This is a genomic window from Micromonospora sp. NBRC 107095 (assembly GCF_030269705.1).
Classification (GTDB): domain Bacteria; phylum Actinomycetota; class Actinomycetes; order Mycobacteriales; family Micromonosporaceae; genus Micromonospora; species Micromonospora parva.
This window is the reverse complement of record NZ_BSTU01000001.1, coordinates 2,478,132-2,494,262: the sequence shown is the minus strand read 5'-3', so window position 1 is coordinate 2,494,262 and position 16,131 is coordinate 2,478,132. Positions and strand designations below refer to the sequence as shown.

General features: G+C 72.1%; 18 protein-coding genes. 7 read left to right on the top strand and 11 right to left on the bottom strand.

Translation table 11 applies throughout. The features are described from left to right. Positions 1-62 precede the first annotated feature (62 nt). A complete protein-coding gene (locus QSK15_RS11555; RefSeq protein WP_352232176.1) occupies positions 63-1,307 on the top strand; it encodes an MFS transporter in 1,245 nt (414 codons plus the stop codon). On the opposite strand, the gene QSK15_RS11550 is transcribed toward QSK15_RS11555, so the two are convergent. From QSK15_RS11550 to QSK15_RS11530, 5 genes are all read right to left on the bottom strand, one after another. Continuing rightward, positions 1,283-1,540, bottom strand: a complete 258-nt coding sequence (locus QSK15_RS11550) for a UBP-type zinc finger domain-containing protein (RefSeq protein WP_285794159.1) — start codon at positions 1,538-1,540, stop codon at positions 1,283-1,285. The two genes, QSK15_RS11555 and QSK15_RS11550, sit on opposite strands and share 25 nt — an antisense overlap. Further along, complete coding sequence (locus QSK15_RS11545) at positions 1,537-3,108, bottom strand: Na+/H+ antiporter (RefSeq protein ID WP_285794158.1); 1,572 nt, start codon at positions 3,106-3,108, stop codon at positions 1,537-1,539. Before QSK15_RS11545 ends, QSK15_RS11550 begins: the two co-directional genes overlap by 4 nt. A 37-nt stretch (positions 3,109-3,145) precedes the next feature. Beyond that, positions 3,146-4,111, bottom strand: coding sequence for a TIGR03885 family FMN-dependent LLM class oxidoreductase (locus tag QSK15_RS11540; protein WP_285794157.1), 966 nt, complete (start codon positions 4,109-4,111; stop codon positions 3,146-3,148). A gap of 72 nt (positions 4,112-4,183) precedes the next feature. Next, positions 4,184-5,599, bottom strand: coding sequence for an NADP-dependent succinic semialdehyde dehydrogenase (locus QSK15_RS11535; RefSeq protein ID WP_285794156.1), 1,416 nt, complete (start codon positions 5,597-5,599; stop codon positions 4,184-4,186). A 12-nt stretch (positions 5,600-5,611) separates the two neighbouring features. Beyond that, the gene (locus tag QSK15_RS11530) at positions 5,612-5,875 is read right to left on the bottom strand and encodes a DUF6343 family protein (RefSeq protein WP_130400182.1); all 264 of its coding nucleotides are present in this window, start codon (positions 5,873-5,875) and stop codon (positions 5,612-5,614) included. A gap of 122 nt (positions 5,876-5,997) precedes the next feature. Here QSK15_RS11530 and QSK15_RS11525 point away from each other — a divergent pair, with 122 nt between their 5' ends. After that, complete coding sequence (locus QSK15_RS11525; protein WP_030335059.1) at positions 5,998-6,591, top strand: antibiotic biosynthesis monooxygenase; 594 nt, start codon at positions 5,998-6,000, stop codon at positions 6,589-6,591. 119 nt (positions 6,592-6,710) lie between these two features. Further along, positions 6,711-7,565, top strand: coding sequence for a GDSL-type esterase/lipase family protein (locus QSK15_RS11520; protein ID WP_285794155.1), 855 nt, complete (start codon positions 6,711-6,713; stop codon positions 7,563-7,565). A 15-nt stretch (positions 7,566-7,580) separates the two neighbouring features. Here QSK15_RS11520 and QSK15_RS11515 read toward each other — a convergent pair whose 3' ends face one another. The 3 genes from QSK15_RS11515 to QSK15_RS11505 form a co-directional block, all read right to left on the bottom strand. Continuing rightward, on the bottom strand, positions 7,581-8,336 hold the full coding sequence (locus QSK15_RS11515; protein WP_285794154.1) for an EcsC family protein: 756 nt from the start codon (positions 8,334-8,336) through the stop codon (positions 7,581-7,583). 49 nt (positions 8,337-8,385) lie between these two features. Next, on the bottom strand, positions 8,386-8,532 hold the full coding sequence (locus tag QSK15_RS11510; protein ID WP_167457721.1) for a hypothetical protein: 147 nt from the start codon (positions 8,530-8,532) through the stop codon (positions 8,386-8,388). Between the two features lie 108 nt (positions 8,533-8,640). Then, a complete protein-coding gene (locus QSK15_RS11505) occupies positions 8,641-9,495 on the bottom strand; it encodes a peptidase M23 (RefSeq protein ID WP_285794153.1) in 855 nt (284 codons plus the stop codon). Between the two features lie 420 nt (positions 9,496-9,915). Between QSK15_RS11505 and QSK15_RS11500 the strand changes: the two genes are divergently transcribed. The 3 genes from QSK15_RS11500 to QSK15_RS11490 are packed head-to-tail and all read left to right on the top strand — an operon-like array spanning position 9,916 to position 12,006. Beyond that, entirely contained in the window at positions 9,916-10,836 is a 921-nt protein-coding gene (locus QSK15_RS11500; protein ID WP_091401570.1) for a proteasome assembly chaperone family protein, read from the top strand. A 37-nt stretch (positions 10,837-10,873) separates the two neighbouring features. Beyond that, on the top strand, positions 10,874-11,671 hold the full coding sequence (locus tag QSK15_RS11495) for an exodeoxyribonuclease III (protein ID WP_285794152.1): 798 nt from the start codon (positions 10,874-10,876) through the stop codon (positions 11,669-11,671). A gap of 17 nt (positions 11,672-11,688) precedes the next feature. Beyond that, on the top strand, positions 11,689-12,006 hold the full coding sequence (locus QSK15_RS11490) for an antibiotic biosynthesis monooxygenase family protein (protein ID WP_285794151.1): 318 nt from the start codon (positions 11,689-11,691) through the stop codon (positions 12,004-12,006). Positions 12,007-12,055: 49 nt separating this feature from the next. Here the strand turns inward: QSK15_RS11490 and QSK15_RS11485 are convergent, their stop codons facing one another. Then, a complete protein-coding gene (locus tag QSK15_RS11485; protein WP_285794150.1) occupies positions 12,056-13,024 on the bottom strand; it encodes a zinc-binding dehydrogenase in 969 nt (322 codons plus the stop codon). Between the two features lie 314 nt (positions 13,025-13,338). Here QSK15_RS11485 and QSK15_RS11480 point away from each other — a divergent pair, with 314 nt between their 5' ends. After that, entirely contained in the window at positions 13,339-14,214 is an 876-nt protein-coding gene (locus QSK15_RS11480; protein WP_285794149.1) for an alpha/beta fold hydrolase, read from the top strand. 176 nt (positions 14,215-14,390) lie between these two features. Here QSK15_RS11480 and QSK15_RS11475 read toward each other — a convergent pair whose 3' ends face one another. Together QSK15_RS11475 and QSK15_RS11470 are read right to left on the bottom strand one after the other, a co-directional pair. Continuing rightward, positions 14,391-15,056 carry a class F sortase gene (locus QSK15_RS11475; RefSeq protein ID WP_285794148.1) on the bottom strand — a complete coding sequence of 222 codons (666 nt, stop codon included), beginning with the start codon at positions 15,054-15,056 and terminating at the stop codon, positions 14,391-14,393. Between the two features lie 307 nt (positions 15,057-15,363). Next, positions 15,364-16,074: a hypothetical protein gene (locus QSK15_RS11470; RefSeq protein ID WP_285794384.1), complete on the bottom strand. Its 711-nt coding sequence runs from the start codon at positions 16,072-16,074 to the stop codon at positions 15,364-15,366. Positions 16,075-16,131 lie beyond the last annotated feature (57 nt).

The following is a 16,131-nucleotide window of genomic DNA, read 5'->3' as shown; positions in this document are numbered from 1 at the left end:
GCGCTCGGGCGGGGATACGCGGCGGCTGGCGATCGCTGTCGCCACTACCACTTCCCGGGCGGCTGCGCACGCTGTCGCCACTACCGCCTCCCGGGCGGCTGCGCACGCTGTCGTTGGCCACCCTCGCCAACACGGTCGGCACCGGGCTGTGGGTGACCGGCGCCGCGCTCTATCTCACCCGTTCGGTGGGGCTGACGCCGACCGAGGTGGGACTGGGGCTCACCGTCGCCGGCCTGGTCGGGCTGACCGCGAGCGTGCCGCTCGGTGGGCTCGCCGACCGGCGTGATCCCCGGGCGCTGCGCGCGGTGCTGCAACTGGCCCAGGCCACTGTCGCCGCCGCGTACCTGTTGGTCGGCTCGTTTCCGGTTTTCGTTCTGGTGGCCACAATGGACGCGCTGTTGGTCTCCGGCAACCTGGCGGTCCGCGCCGCGCTGGTCGCCGCGGTCGCCGGCCCGCAGGGTCGGGTGCACGCGTTCGCCACCCTGCGTGCGGTGGCGAACCTGGGCGTGACGCTCGGCGCGGGGCTGGCCGCGTTCGCGTTGGTGGCGGACGCCGGATGGGCGTACCGGCTGCTGGTGCTCGGCAACGTCGCGACCTACCTGGTCTCGGCGGTGCTGATCATGCGACTGCCGTCGTATCCGCCGGTACGGCGGGCGGTCCGGCCACGACCGCCGCGCGCGTTGCGCGACTGGCGCTTCCTCGCGGTCGCCGGCGCTTCGGCGGCGCTCTCCGTGCACGGGGTGGTGCTGTCGCTGGTCCTGCCGCTGTGGGTGGTGAGCCACACCGACGCGCCCCCGGTGACGGTCGCCGCCGTGCTGCTGGTCAACACGGTGCTCACCGTGCTGCTCGCGGTACGGCTGAGCGGGAGCGCCCGGGACGCGGTGCCGGCGGCGGCGACGATGCGTCGGGCCGGCCTGGTGCTCGCGGCCGGGATGCTGCTCTGGGCGACGACCGCCGTCGTGCCCACCGTGGCCGCGATCGGCCTGCTCCTGGGCGCGACGGTGATCTACACGGTGGGCGATCTGTGGCACAGCGCGGCCGGGGCGGCGCTGGCCTACGACCTCGCCGCCCCGGACGCGATCGGCGCGTACCAGGGGGTCGACACCCTGCTCGCCGGGCTGGCCCGCGCGGCTGGGCCGGCGGTGCTGACCTGGCTGATCCTCGACCGAGGGCCGATCGGTTGGTTGGTGGTGGCCGGCCTGCTCGCGGTCACCGGGCTGGCCGTGCCGCCGCTGACCCGACGGGCCCTGGCGAACCGCGCCGAGCCGCTACCGCCCAGCGCTCAGCCGATCTCCTCGTCGACGTAGCACCACCGCCAGGCCTCGCCCGGTTGCGCCGAGCGGATCACCGGGTGGCCGGTGGACGCGAAGTGCTTGCTCGCGTGCTGGTTGGGCGACGAGTCACAGCAGCCGACCTGCCCGCAGCTGAGGCAGGTGCGCAGGTGCACCCAGTAGGTGTCGCCGATGGCGACGCAGTCCGCGCACTCGTCGGGGGTGCGCGGTTCGGTGGCAGCGGCCTCGGTCAGGTGCTGACAGCTCACTTCTCAACCTCTCGCAGCAACGACTCTTCCAGGTCCAGGTCACGGTAGGCCTGCACCAGCACTTCCTCAGGGATCCGACCGGAGTCCCGGGCAGCCCGGAACACCTCCCGCTCGGCGTCGATCATCTCCTGTCGCAGCCGACCGTACGCCTGCGACGGGGTCTCCCGCTCGTCGCCGCCGAGTCGTTCCCACGCCATGTTGGTGCGGTCCTCCACCGCTCGGCGCAGCCGGGCCACCACCGGGTCCGGGGCGGTGTCGGCCAACTCGTCCAGGCGGTCCCGGGCGGCCCTGCTGGCCTGCTGCTGCACCCCGGCCGCGGAGAGCGCGTCCTGCACCGCGTCGTCCGGCGGCAGCTTCAACCGGCGTGCGACAAGTGGCAGAGTGGCGCCCTGGCCGACCAGGGTGAAAACAATCACGGCGAAGGCCAGCCAGATGAACAACGCCCTCGGGTACGGCTCGTCGCCGGCCAGGGTCAGCGGCAGCGCGAGCGCGGCGGCCAGGGTGACCACGCCGCGCATGCCGGCCCAGCCGATGATGATCGGGACCTTCGGCGACGGCCGGGCGTCACGGCGGCGGACCCGGGGGACCAACCGGGCCAGGTAGGTGGCCGGGAAGAGCCAGACGAACCGGGTCAGGAAGACGGTGGCGAGCACCGCGAGGGTGATCAGGGTGAGCGAGCCGATCGGCTCGTCGAGTTCGCGTAGCACCTCCCGCAGTTGGAGCCCGACCAGGAGGAACACCAGGCCCTCCAGCAGGAAACGAACAAGTCGCCAGAACGCGCCGATCTGCAACCGGGACGCCGCCGACAGCAGTTGCGGCAGCTTGTGGCCGAGCACCAGGCCGGTGACGACCACCGCAACCACGCCGGAGGCGTGCAGGTGTTCGGCGGTGAACACCACCGCGAACGGGATGATCAGCGACAGCGCGTTGTCCAGCAGCGGATCAGTGATGCGCCGATGCAGGAAGCCGAACACCAGCGCCCCGAGCGCCCCGATCAGGATGCCGCCGCCGGTGGCCCGCAGGACCTCGACGGCGACCTCCGCCGTGCCGACGGCCGAGCCGACGGTGGCCATCGTCGCGACCCGCAGCAGCACCAGGGCGGTGGCGTCGTTGACCAGGCTCTCGCCCTCCAGGATGGTGACGACCCGGCGGGGCAGCCCGACCCGGCGGGCGACGGCCGTGGCGGCCACCGCGTCCGGTGGGGCGACCACCGCGCCGAGGGCCAGGCAGATCGCGAACGGCACCTGCGGCAACAGCAGGTGCAGCACCAACCCGACCACGAACGCGGTGAACAACACCAGACCGACCGCGAGCAGCAGGATCGGCCGGATGTTGTTCTTGAACGCCGGCACCGAGGTCTCCAGCGCGGCCACGTAGAGCAGCGGCGGCAGGATGCCGATCAGCACCAGCTCCGGCTCCAGGTGCACCTGCGGGAAGCCCGGGACGAACGAGAGTGCCAGGCCGACGACGACCAGCACGATCGGCGCGAGCAGGCCGAGCCGGCGGGCCAACGCGGCACCCAGGGTGGCGATCGCCAGGAAGACGACGACCGGGAACAGGCTTTCCATGGGGTACGAGCCTAGGGGTACGTGAGTACTGCTTTGCTCAGCCGCCCGGGCGCAGCTTCGGCAGCACCTCCGTACCGAACGCGTCGATGAATCCGCGCTGCTCCTGCCCGACGTGGTGCAGGGCGATCTGGTCGAAGCCGAGTTCCAGGTACTCCTCCAGCCAGCCGACGTGCCGGCCCAGGTCGGAGGAGACGTTCACCACCTCGGCGACGCGCTGCGCCGGCACGTCGGCGGAGACCAGGTCGAAGTGCTCGGCGGTCTCCAGGTCCCAGCAGACCGGCGGGGGGAAGACGTTGCTGCGCCACTGGTCGTACGCGATCGCCTCGGCCTGTGCCTGTTCCGGCGCCCAGGAGACGTGCACCTGCAGGTGCAGTGGTCCACGCCCGCCCGCGTCCCGGTACGCGTCGATCATTTCGCGAAGGTGCGCCACCGGGGCGTTGACGGTGATCAGCCCGTCCGCCCATTCGGCGCACCAGCGGGCGGTGGCCACGCTGACGGCGGCGCCGACGAGCGCGGGCGGCTGCTCGGGGCGGGTCCACAGGCGTGCGCGATCGACCCGGACCAGGCCGTCGTGGCTGACCTCCTCGCCGGCCAGCAGGGCGCGGATCACGTCGACGCACTCACGCAGCCGGGCGGAACGCACATCCTTGCGCGGCCACGGGTCGCCGGTGATGTGCTCGTTGCTGGCCTCGCCGGTGCCCAGCGCCGCCCAGAACCGGCCCGGGTACATCGCGCCGAGGGTGCCGATCGCCTGCGCGATGATCGCCGGGTGGTAGCGCTGACCGGGTGCGTTGACAACGCCGAACGGCATACCAGTGGCCTGCAACGCCGAGCCGAGCCAGGACCAGGCGAAGCCGGACTCGCCCTGCCGGGCGCTCCACGGGGAGAAGTGGTCGGAGCACATCGCGGCGTCGAAGCCGGCCCGCTCGGCGTGCATCACCGCCTCCAACAGGGCGCGCGGACCGATCTGCTCATGTGAGGCGTGAAACCCGAACGACGTCATGGGCACACTTCCTACCCACGACGCCGCCGGCTGACGCGTGTCGCGCCCCGAACTATCGTGTCGCGCCCCGAACTATTCGGCGTGCGCGCCGGCGCCGGCAGAGGCGGCGCCCTTGCCCACCCAGACCGTCTTGGTGTTGCAGAACTCCCGCATGCCCAGCGCCGACAACTCCCGCCCGTACCCGGAGTTCTTCACGCCGCCGAACGGCAACTCGGGGTAGGAGGTGGTCATCCCGTTGATGAAGACGTTGCCGGCGTCCAGGTCGGTGGCGAAGCGCTCCTGCTCGGCCGGGTCGCGGGTCCAGGCGTTCGAGCCGAGCCCGAAGTTGGTGCCGTTGGCGACAGCGATGGCCTCCTCGTACGACGACACCCGGAACAGGCCAGCGACCGGGCCGAAGACCTCCTCCGACCACATCCGCATCTGTGGGGTGAGGTCGGTGACCACCGTCGGCGGGTAGAACCAGCCGTCACCGGTCGGCCGCTCGCCCCCGCAGAGCACCGTCGCGCCGTTGTCCACCGCGTCGCGGACCTGGGCGTGCACCTCGTCGCGGCCCCGCTCGCTGGCCAGCGGCCCGACGTCGGTGTCCGGGTCCATCGGGTCGCCGACCCGCAGGGCGGCCATGTTCGCGGCGAACTTCTCGGCGAACGCGTCGAAGACGTCGGTGTGCACGATGAACCGCTTCGCCGCGATGCAGGACTGGCCGTTGTTCTGGCAGCGGGCGGTGGTGGCCACCTCGGCGGCCCGGTCCACGTCGGCCGAGGGCATCACCACGAAGGGGTCGCTGCCGCCGAGTTCGAGGACCGTCTTCTTCAGCTCCCGTCCGGCGATCTGGGCGATGGACCGGCCGGCGGGTTCGCTGCCGGTGAGCGTCGCGGCGCGTACCCGGGGGTCGCTGAGGATGCGGTCGACGGCGTCCGAGCCGACCAGCACGGTGGTGAACGCCCCCTCGGGGAAGCCGGCGCGGCGGAACACGTCCTCCAGCAGCAGCGCGGTCTGCGGCACGTTCGAGGCGTGCTTGAGCAGCCCGGTGTTGCCCGCCATCAGCGCTGGCGCGGCGAAGCGCATCACCTGCCAGAGCGGGAAGTTCCACGGCATCACCGCGAGCACCACACCGATCGGCTGGTACCGGATGAACGCCCGGGTCGCCTTCACGGCGTCGGCGTCGGCCGGCTCGTCGGCGAGGAACGCCGGGGCCTTGTCGGCGTAGAAGCGGGCGGCAGTGGCGCACTTCGTCACCTCGGCCTGCGCCGCGGCGTACGTCTTGCCCATCTCGGTGGTCATGATCCGGGCGATCTCGTCGCGCTCGGCGTCGAGCAGGTCGGCGGCGGCGTTCATCCACCGGGCGCGCTGGTCGACTGTCGTCTCCCGCAACTGCTGGAACGCGAGGTCGGTGCGCTCGATGGCACCGTCGAGCTGCTCGGTGGACATCGCCTCATAGGTCTTGAGCACCTGGCCGGTGGCGGGGTTGGTGGTGGCGATGTGGGGCATCTCGTCCTCCTGTCACTCGAACAACGAGTGTCGTACGCCCGGCTCCTCGCGGCGGCGGGCGGCGCGGCGGCGCTGGATCACGACCAGATCGACCACGGCGACCACGGCGAAGATCGCGCAGAGTACGCCGAGCCAGGCGATACCGGCCCAGAACGCCAGCACCGCGAAGATCACCATGATCACCAGACCGAAGCTGGCGAGGGTGAGCCGGAGGTTCAGCGCGCTGTTCGCGTGGCCGACCGTGCCACGGGCACGCCGAGGCTGCGATCTCGTCATACCCACCGATCTACCCCCGATCGGCCGGCTTAACCGGTACTGCGCGCGTGCGCACCCGGCCGCACCGGTGTGCTCGGGCACATCCGTTCGCGCGGAGGCCCCACCGGCCGGAGGATGAGCACATGTCAATGACCCTCACCGTGCCGGTGACCGTCTCCATCGCCCGCCGCGTCGACCCCGACCGGGCCAGCGAGATGGTGGCCTGGATGCGGGCCGGCACCGCGCTGGCCGAGGCGTTCCCCGGGTTCCTGGGCGCCGGCTGGGTGCAGAGCGGCCCCGGTTCGCCGGAGTGGCACATGCTCTACCGCTTCGCCGACGCCGAGACGCTGCGCCGGTGGGAGGAGTCGCCGCAGCGGCACTGGTGGCTCAGCTCGGCGCAGGGCATCGTCGAGCACACCCGGGTGGAGCGGCGCACCGGGATCGAGGGCTGGTTCGACAGGCCGCTGGAGCACTCGGTGGACCCGGTGGAGCCGGTCGCGCCCGCGTCGCCGCCCCGCTGGAAGCAGGCGGTGACCATCTGGTTGGCGTTCTTCCCGCTGAGTCTGACCGCCACCCTGCTGACGAGCCGCTTCCTCGACGCGGTGCCGCTGGCAGCCCGGGTGCTCCTGATGACGCTCTGCCTGACCCCGCTGATGACCTATCTGGTGCTGCCCCGGATCACCCGGGCGTTGCACTGGTGGCTGCACGGCCAGCCGGCACCCTGGCGGGACGCATAGCACCTCGACGGTTTCCGTGTCGGCGCTCTGCCGCATACCCGACAGCAACTTCCCGGCACACCACGTCCGACGCATAGAGTTACCGCGCTGTCGCTCTGTGCTGCGGAACGGGAGACGTCATGCCTCGACGCTGGGTTGCCGCCCTGGCCTGTCTCGCGGCGCTGGTCGCGCTGGCCTGCGAGGGCGGCACCTCGGCGACACCCCGCCCCACCACGAGCGCCCCGCCGTCGGGTGGGCCCGGCGGCATCGCCGCCCTCGGCGACTCGATCAGCACCGGTTTCGCCTCATGCCTGGTGCTCACCTCCTGCGAGCGCAACTCCTGGTCGACCGGGGACGGGCTGCGGGTGCAGAGCCACTACCGACGGCTGCTGGAACAGAACACGGCGATCCGCGACCGGAGGTACAACCACGCCCGTCCCGGCGCCCGCGCGGACGCTCTCGCCGGTCAGGCCCAGGCGGCGGTACGCGACCGCGCCGACTACGTCACGGTGCTGATCGGCGCCAACGATGTCTGCCGGGGCGGGGTGGACGCGATGACGCCGGTGAAGCAGTTCCGGGCCGACGTCGACCAGGGGCTGCGGGTTCTGCGGACCGGCCGACCGAAGGCCCGGGTGCTGGTGGTGAGCATCCCCGACCTGTACCGGCTCTGGGAGGTCGGGCACGACGACACCCGGGCGACCCGCGCGTGGCGGCGAGGCGGCATCTGCCCGGCCCTGCTGGCCGAGGCGACCTCGACCGCCCCCGCCGACCGGGCGCGCCGGGCCGCCGTCCGGGACCGGATCGACGCGTACAACGCCGAGTTGACGGCAGCCTGCCGGGCGTACGGGTCGCGGTGCCGGCACGACGGCGGCGCGTTGCACAAGGTCCGCTTCACACTGGATCTGCTCAACCCGCTGGACTGGTTCCACCCCAACGCCACCGGCCAGGGCCGCATCGCCGAGGTGACCTGGCGATCCTCCGGCCTGGCCAACTGAGGACCGGGACGGACGTCAGGGCTGGCGCGGCTCCGGGACGGCGCTGCCGCGGGAGCGGTAGAGGGCCCGGGACCGGTGGGCGAGATCCTTCGTGGCCGACGAGTTGGCCCAGGTGCCGAGCACGATGGCCGCGCCGGGGACGATCTTGGCAACCATCCGCTTGGCGGCCCGGACGCCGGCCATCTGGGCCAGCCGGACGCCGAGTTGCAGCATGACCCGACCGAGCGGACGCTGGCCGCCCAGGCCGAAGAGCGCGTCGGCGCGTTCCCGGCCGGCGGCCACACCGAGCGCCAGCCGGGCGCTCTCGGCGACCTTGTGCACTCGCTGGAGCACCAGCAGATCGGTGGCCCGATCGCTGTGCAGCGGGTCGACGTCGTACGCGGCGGCGATGTGCAGCACCATCCGTGCCTGGGTCCAGGCCAGCACGCCCACGTCGATCACGGCACCGGGCAGCCCGGCCGCGCCGGAAACCGCGCCGGAGAGCCGGGCCAGGTTGACGAACTTGCGGGCCGCCTGGTCGGCGAGCACATCGCCGGAGACCCCGGGCTGCTCGGCCCGGGCCCGGGCGGCCCACTGCACGGCCTCGGGCCCGAGGCGGCGCACCGCCTCCAGGGCGAGGTGCTCCGGCGCGTACTGCGGGTCGTCACGCATCCGGTCCCAGAGGCGGGCCGGCGGACCCTCGGGAGCGTCCACCGGCCCGGCCGGCAGGTCGACGGACGGTTGCGGAGTCGGAGCGGCGGGCTGACCGCCGACGGGCGGGGTGTCGGTCACCAGGTCTCCCCAGGGGTGGGATCGGTGGACAGGGCGGCCGATGGAGCGGTCAGCGGCGGCGGTTGGACAGCCTGGCCGCCAACCCCTTCAGCTTCTGCTGGTTGCCCGGCTTGGCCATCTCCCGACGGCCGCGCTCGACCAACTGCTGCCCCTTCGGCGATCGCAGGAACGTGGTGATCCGCTGCATCAGTGACATGTCGTCCTCCTGTCGACGATCCCGTAGTCATGTTTGTACCCCGTACCCGCAAGACATGTACCCGGGATGCGACAGCCTCAACCCTGACCGTCCATAGTGGGCGGTAGGTTACCGCCCCGCCGGCACGATGGCGTCAACGACCCGGGTCGCCCGCCACTCGTGCTGCTGGTAGTGCTCGGGGTACGCGGAGACCTGCACCGCCTGGGCGGCGTCGGTGAGCCGCATCCGCTGCCAGCCGGGCACCTGCTGCAGCGCGGCGAGGAACTGCCGGGTCGCGAACTCGGGGTCCATCAACCGCCCGACCGGGCCCCAGCCGCTGCTGGAGCGCTGTTGGAACAACCCGACCGAGTCGTGGTCCCAGCCGATGCCCTGGTGCGGATAGTCCTGCGACTCGGGCAGCACGCCGCTGGCCACGTTGTAGAGGTTGCTCTCCTGCATGGCGGTGGCCACCGCGATCACCAGACCCCGGCGCGGCACCCCCATCTTGCGGCCGGTGCGGACGATCGCCTCGGCGTTCTCCATCTGGTCCTCGTCCAGCCCGGCCACGGGCGCCGGGTCGGTCGGGCGGGCCGGGGCGGCCTTGCGGGCCGACGCGGTGGTGTCCGGGTCGGCGGGGCTCGCCGTGGGGGCGGCGGCGGACACACTCGGCGCAGCCGTGCGGTCGAGGGAACGGGAGGCGCCCTGCTGCTCGGCGCGCTGCGCCAGCTCGGCGCTGGAGGGCGATCCGCCCCGGGTCGCCGCGCCGGCGTCCTCGTCCCGGACCTGGACGACGGCGGTCAGACCGAGGCAGCACACCACACCGGTGGCCAGCGCCAGCTGTGCCCGGCGTCGACCGGTCAGGTCCCGGGCGTACGCCCGGAGCCGGCTCGCGGCGGTTGTCCGTTCGGTTGAGGTGCCATCCTCCGTATCGGTACTGGGGCTGCTCGGGGCGTACGGGTCGTCGAGGGTGCCGTCGTCACGCATCAACCGAGGCTAGGCAGGCCGATACGCCGATCACGCACGGTGATCACGTGGCCCTCGACACAGATTCGGCGGGTACGGGTGGACGACCCGGGCGGGTCGACCCGCCCGGGGAACGGACCTCTCGTACCGGATGAAGCGGGTGTCGCACGCGGACCGCCACGGAAGGCGGCAGAGCCGGACATCCGACCGCCGAGCCTGACATGATCGACAAACTCGGCCTTTGGGCCGAACCACCCCTCAACCGATCGGCCGAGCGGCTCGACCGGGTGGCACAAACAACCCATTGGTCCGGTCATGCCCACCACCCGGCCAACGGATCGCCCGGCGCAGGAATGCACCAGGATGGCGGGTACGTTGCCCGAACGGGTGCCCTCCGTCGCGAGCGCGCCCCGCAGGCACATTTCAGGGAGGTCCGCACCGGTGCTCGACCCACACGAGCTCTACCAGCTCACCGACGATCTGCCCGACCTCGGGCAACCGGTCCTGATCCAGGCCCTCACCGGGTTCGTGGACGCCGGAAACGCCAGCCGACTGGCGCGTGAGCAGCTACTCACCTCGCTGGAGGGTCGGCCGATCGCCACCTTCGACGTCGACCAGCTCTTCGACTACCGATCGCGACGACCGGTGATGACCTTCGTCGAGGACCACTGGGAGAGCGTCGACGCGCCCAAGCTGGAGCTGCACCTGCTGCAGGACGACGACGAGACCCCGTTCCTGCTGCTCACCGGCCCCGAGCCGGACCTGCAGTGGGAGCGTTTCGTGGCCGCCGTCGCCGGGCTGGCCGCCCGGCTGGACGTCCGGCTCACCGTGGGGCTCAACTCCATCCCGATGGCGGTCCCACACACCCGCCCGACCGGGGTGACCGCACACGCCACCCGCCCGGAGCTGATCGCCGGCTACGAGCCCTGGCTGCAACGCGTCCAGGTGCCCGGCAGCGTCGGTCACCTGCTGGAGTTCCGCCTCGGTGAGCAGGGCCGCGACGCGCTGGGCTTCGCCGCCCACGTGCCGCACTATGTGGCGCAGACCGAGTACCCGGCCGCCGCCGAGGTGCTGCTCACCTCGGTGTCCCGCAGCACCGGGCTGCTGCTGCCCGGCGACGGGCTGCGCTCGGCCGCCGAGGTCGTCCGGGTCGAGATCGACCGGCAGGTGGCGCAGACCGAGGACGCCGCCGCCCTGGTCCAGGCCCTGGAGGAGCAGTACGACGCGTTCGCCCGGGGCCGGGGCGAGAAGAGCCTCCTCGCCCCGGACGCCGGCCCTCTGCCCACTGCCGACGAACTCGGCGCGGAACTGGAACGCTTCCTGGCCGAACAGACCCGTCCCGGCGACACCCCGGGCAGCTGACCCAGCGTCGCGCGGGCGAATGCGGCAGGCTGGGGGCATGCGCCTGGCGACCTGGAACGTCAACTCGGTGAAGGCCCGCCTACCCCGGCTGCTGCAGTGGCTGGCCGACACCGGGCCGGACGTCGTCTGCCTGCAGGAGACCAAGTGCCCGGACGGCGCCTTCCCGGTGACCGAGGTGGGCGAGTTGGGCTACACCGTGGCGAGCCACAGCGACGGCCGGTGGAACGGGGTGGCCATCCTGTCCCGGGCCGGGCTGAGTGACGTCCGGGTCGGGTTCGCCGACGAGCCCGGCTTCCCCGAGCCCGAGGCCCGAGCCATCTCCGCCACCTGCGACGGGGTGCGGGTCTGGTCGGTGTACGTGCCCAACGGCCGGACCCCGGACGACCCGCACTACGCGTACAAGTTGGCCTGGTTCGCCGCCCTGCGTGACGCGCTGGACGCCGAACTGGCCGCCGGGTTGCCGCTGGCGGTCTGCGGCGACTTCAACGTCGCCCCGACCGATGCCGACGTCTGGGACCCGGCGGTCTTCACCCACTCGACGCACGTCACCCCGGCCGAACGGGCGGCCCTCGCGGCGTTGCGCGACCTCGGCCTCACCGACGTGGTGCCGACCCCGATGAAGGGCCCGCACCCCTTCACCTACTGGGACTACCGCGCCGGCATGTTCCACCAGAACAAGGGCATGAGAATCGACCTGGTGTACGCGTCCGCGCCGTTCGCCCGAGCGGTCCGCGCCGCCTACGTGGACCGCGAGGCCCGCAAGGGCAAGGGCCCGTCCGACCACGCGCCGATCGTTGTCGACGCAGACCTGGTCCCCGCGGTCGAGGCGTTCTGACTGGCTAGGGTGGGCAGATGGCAGTCGTGAAGATCAACGCAATCGAGGTCCCGGCCGGCGGCGGCGCGGAGTTGGAGAAGCGGTTCGCCGCCCGAGCCGGCGCGGTGGAGAACTCCCCCGGCTTCCTCGGCTTCGAACTGCTCCGCCCGGTGGCCGGTGAGACCCGGTACTTCGTCTACACGAAGTGGGAGAGCGAGGAGGCGTACCAGGCATGGGCCGCCGGCCCGTCGCGCGCCGCGCACGCGAGCGCGCCCGGCGACAAGCCCCGCCCCCCGGTCGCCACCGGCGCCAGCCTCCTGGAGTTCGAGGTGGCCCTGCACGTCCCCCAGCCCTAGTTGACCCTCGCGGCAGAGATCGACAGTCACGGCTTCCGACCAACCCGCCTCAGGGAATGAGCAGGGCCTTGCCCGGGATCGAGCGCGCCTCCATCGCGCGGTGAGCGTCGGCCGCGGAGGACAGCGGGTACTCGCGTGCGATGACCGGGCGTATCCGCCCTTGCACCGCCTCGGCCAGGGCCCTGCTCGCGAGCTGCACCATCTTCGGCGCCTTGAACTGGACGTCCGCGATGCCGTGTACGTCGACGCCGCGCGCCTGAGCACTCTGCGGGTCCACCGTGGCGAAGGTGCCACTGGCCGCCCCATGGGCCGAGAACCGCCCGCCGTCGGCCACCAGATGAAAGGCGTCGCTGCCCAGATCTCCCCCGACACCGTCCAGCAGCACGTCGACGGACAGACCACCAAGGGCTTCGCGTACCTCGTCGGCCCACCCCTCCGTGGCGTAGTCGACGACAGCGTCGGCGCCGAGCCGTCGTACAAGTGTGAGCTTGTCCGCGCCACGGGCCGCTCCCACGACCTGCGCACCGAGACCGTGGGCGAGCTGAACGAGCAGCGTTCCCATGCCGCCCGCGGCCCCCAGGATCAGCACCCGGTCGCCAGGCTTGACGCCGAGGCCGTCGATGATGCCCATGGCGGTCACACCGTCGTGGGCGAGACCAGCCGCTTCCCGCAGGCCCAGGCCGTCGGGGACCGGCACCAGCCGGTCGACGCTGGTCCGAACCAGCTCAGCGTACGAACCCCGCGTCCCGGCACCCGCGACGACCTGGCGGCCGAGCCAGGACGCGGAGACGCCCGGTCCGGTGGAGACGACCGTTCCGGCCGCTGCGCCGCCCGGCACGTACGGCGGGGTGACGCCGAACCTCTCACCCCAGCCACCGCGGATCTGAGTCTCCACGTAGATCGTGTCCACGGCCTCGGCCCGAACAATGACCTCCCCCTCCCCGGCTTGCGGATCGGGCAGGTCCACCAGGATCAGAACCTCCGGACCCCCGTACGCAGAGACCTGGATCGCACGCACGTATGTCTCCAATCAGCCGCGGTCCGACGGCTCGGAGCCGCCTCGACACGTCGTCTCAGCGACGCTAGGACTTGAACATTGGTTGAGGTCAAGCCAGGGTTCGGAGATCGATGGCGGCGTTGACCGGGATGTCGGAACTGTGCCGCCACACCCGCGGAGGTGCTCAGGCCGGCATCACAGTCGAATCACGCCGGACCGGCTGTCTCCGCTGATAGCGTCGAGGCGGCCCGCGCGGTAGTCGGCCACCAGTCGCCCTGCCAGCCGTGCCACGCCGTTCGCCCGGGGCGCATGCCAAGGTTCGGGGGATTTTGGCCATGTTCGATGGCTTCGACGTGTTCGACATCGAGACGCCGGGCGCGACGATCCACGGCCGCCGAGGTGGAAACGGGCCGCCCGTTCTGCTGCTGCACGGCATCCCCGAGACGCACCTCATGTGGCACAAGGTCGCGCCACGGCTCGCCGAGAAGTACACAGTCGTCGCCACCGACCTGAGGGGCTGGGGCGACAGCGGCAAACCGCCGAGCACCACCGACCACGAGCCGTACAGCATGCGGGCCATCGCCCGCGACCAGATCGAGATGATGCGGATTCTGGGTTACCAGCAGTTCCGGCTCGTCGGCCATGATCGTGGGGCCCGCTGCGCGTACCGTCTCGCACTGGACGAACCGGACGCGGTCACCCGACTGGCCGTCATGGACGTGGTTCCCATCGGCGACGTCTACAACCGCGCGGACAGGGCGTTCAGCCTCTCCTACTGGGTCTGGTCCTTCCTGGCGGCACCGGCGCCGGTGCCCGAGCAGTTCATCAAGGCAGCACCCGCGGTGCTCGTCGACTTCATGCTCGACACCTGGCCCGAGGTCAAGGATGCCTTCCCGCCCGAGGTACGGGCGGCGTACGTCAGGCAGTTCAGCGACCCCGCCACGGCGCACGCGATCTGTGAGGAGTTCCGCGCCGCCGCGACCCTCGACTACCAGCAGGACGAAGCGGACCGGGGAAACCGCAAGATCACGTGCCCGGTGCTGTTCCTCTGGAGCCAGAGCGGCCAGGTCGCGAAGCTCTACGACGATCCGCTGGGCATCTGGCGGGAGTGGGCCGACGACGTTCGTGGCGAGCCGGTCCCGGTCGGGCATTTCATCCCGGAGGAGGCCCCCGACGAGACCACCCGCCAACTACTGGCCTTCCTGAGCTGACACCCGCCTGACCTTCCTGAGCTGACACCCGCGCCAACCGGCGGACACGTCACCGGTTGATCCACTCGCGTTTGTGAAAGTCGGGGTGTCCGGGCCGACCCGACACCCCGACTTTCATGATCCCGAGTTGATCAAGCAGTGGCGGGCGGCCGACCGAACCAGGAACGGGGTCGGTCTCAGGACTTTCGGGTGGACTGGAACGTGGCGAAGGCGATGACGTTGTCGGCGTAGCCGGTGCGCCCGCCGATGAACTGGCCGCCGCAGGTGATCAACCGCAGCCCGGGTGGCCCGTCGTGGCCGTAGATCCGCTCGGCGGGCAACTGGTCCTTGGGGAAGTGCTCGACGGTGTCGACCCGGAACACCACCACCGACTCGTCCGCCCGGGCCACCTCGATCAGGTCGCCGGGCTTCAGCTTGCCCAGGTCGTAGAAGACCGACGGGCCGGTCTTCGTGTCCACGTGCCCGACGATCACCGCAGGGCCCGGTTCACCGGGGGTGGGCCCGCGGTCGTACCAACCGGTCTCGTTGTGCCGTTCCAACGGTGGTACGGCGATCGAGCCGTCGCGCGCCTGCCCGACCGGTGCCACCGGCGCGGCCACCTTGATCGCCGGCACCGAGAGGCGCACCGGGCGACTGGCCGACAACCCGACCGACTCGCTGCGGGCCGGCCGGTCCCCGCCGGCCGGGGCGAAGTCGAGCGGGCCGACCGAGCGGCCCAGCCCTGCCCCGGTGGCGAAGACCCCGGCCAACACCAGCACCACTGCCAGCGGTATCGACCACGGGCTACGGCCGGAGGGGCGACTACGTCGAGGGGCGACGGCGGTCGGCGGACGGGCTGCCACAGTCGGGCGCTCGGGGCTCAGCGGACTGTCGTCCAGCGGCAGGCGGCGGTCGTCGTCGAAGCGGTCGTCCGTCGGCCACCGGTCGTCCCGCGGCAGCCGGTCGTCGGTCGGCCACCGGTCGTCACGCGGGAGCCGATCGTCCGTCGGCCACCGGTCGTCCCGGGCGCGGCGGTCGTTGGCAGGCGGGCGGTCGTCGCGCGCTGGGCGGGGCCCGGAAGAGGGGCGAGGGCTCGACGACGGGCGGGGCCCGGGAGACGGGCGGGGGGCCGGCGGCGGCGAGGCGGGTCGGAAGATCTCCATGGCCGGCTCAGCGCCCAGCGCCACGGACCAGACGTGGGCGACGCAGCGCCACCACGGCGAGGATCAGCCCGGTGATGGTCAGCGCCGCACCGGCGGGCAACAGCAGCTCGCCGGTCATGCCGCCCGCGCCGCCACCGAAGCCGGTGGCCGGACCACGACTGGGCTGGGGGGACGGCGTCTTCTTGACCACCTGGAGCATGGTCGAGGCGGTCTCGCCGTCGCGGCACTCCAGCTTGACCCGGTAGTTGCCGGGGCGGGTGCGCTCGCGCACCATCGGCGCGGCGGTGAGCACCCCGCGCTGCGGCTGCACGCCGACCGCCCCGAAGGCGTCGGAGACCACGGTGGCGCCCACCGAGTTGTCCCGACAACTGGCCCGGATGCCGACCAGATAGCCGGGCTGGACCGTGCTGGGACTGACCTCGACGAAGATGTCCACCGGCCCCGGCTGGGGCGCGCCACCCGGCGGCCCTTCGGGCTGCGGCGCGGGCGCGGCGGCAGCGGGCGCCGGCACGGCGAGCGCGGCAGCGGGCTGCGGCACGGCGAGCGCGCCGGCGACAGGAGCGCCGAGTACCGCGGCGACAGGCTCGGACACCGCGCGTGCGGAAGAAGCGGCAAGCGCGACAGGAGCAGCAGCGAGCGCCGCAGGCGCAGCGAGCAGAGGGCCGGCGAGCACTGTCAGCACGGAAATGATCACGCCGCCGCGGGTCACTGTCACGATGCCCCCTCTCGACGCCGTGCGGCCGGGTCGGGCAGTGGAGCACCCGACCTGCCGTAC

Excerpts from the sequence above, each read along its gene's own strand:
- QSK15_RS11545 (WP_285794158.1), bottom strand. The coding sequence starts at position 3,108 with ATGGAAAGCCTGTTCCCGGTCGTCGTCTTCCTGGCGATCGCCACCCTG.
- QSK15_RS11540 (WP_285794157.1), bottom strand. The coding sequence starts at position 4,111 with ATGACGTCGTTCGGGTTTCACGCCTCACATGAGCAGATCGGTCCGCGC.
- QSK15_RS11535 (WP_285794156.1), bottom strand. The coding sequence starts at position 5,599 with ATGCCCCACATCGCCACCACCAACCCCGCCACCGGCCAGGTGCTCAAG.
- QSK15_RS11530 (WP_130400182.1), bottom strand. The coding sequence starts at position 5,875 with ATGACGAGATCGCAGCCTCGGCGTGCCCGTGGCACGGTCGGCCACGCG.
- QSK15_RS11525 (WP_030335059.1), top strand. The coding sequence starts at position 5,998 with ATGTCAATGACCCTCACCGTGCCGGTGACCGTCTCCATCGCCCGCCGC.
- QSK15_RS11520 (WP_285794155.1), top strand. The coding sequence starts at position 6,711 with ATGCCTCGACGCTGGGTTGCCGCCCTGGCCTGTCTCGCGGCGCTGGTC.
- QSK15_RS11510 (WP_167457721.1), bottom strand. The coding sequence starts at position 8,532 with ATGTCACTGATGCAGCGGATCACCACGTTCCTGCGATCGCCGAAGGGG.
- QSK15_RS11505 (WP_285794153.1), bottom strand. The coding sequence starts at position 9,495 with ATGCGTGACGACGGCACCCTCGACGACCCGTACGCCCCGAGCAGCCCC.
- QSK15_RS11495 (WP_285794152.1), top strand. The coding sequence starts at position 10,874 with ATGCGCCTGGCGACCTGGAACGTCAACTCGGTGAAGGCCCGCCTACCC.
- QSK15_RS11490 (WP_285794151.1), top strand. The coding sequence starts at position 11,689 with ATGGCAGTCGTGAAGATCAACGCAATCGAGGTCCCGGCCGGCGGCGGC.
- QSK15_RS11480 (WP_285794149.1), top strand. The coding sequence starts at position 13,339 with ATGTTCGATGGCTTCGACGTGTTCGACATCGAGACGCCGGGCGCGACG.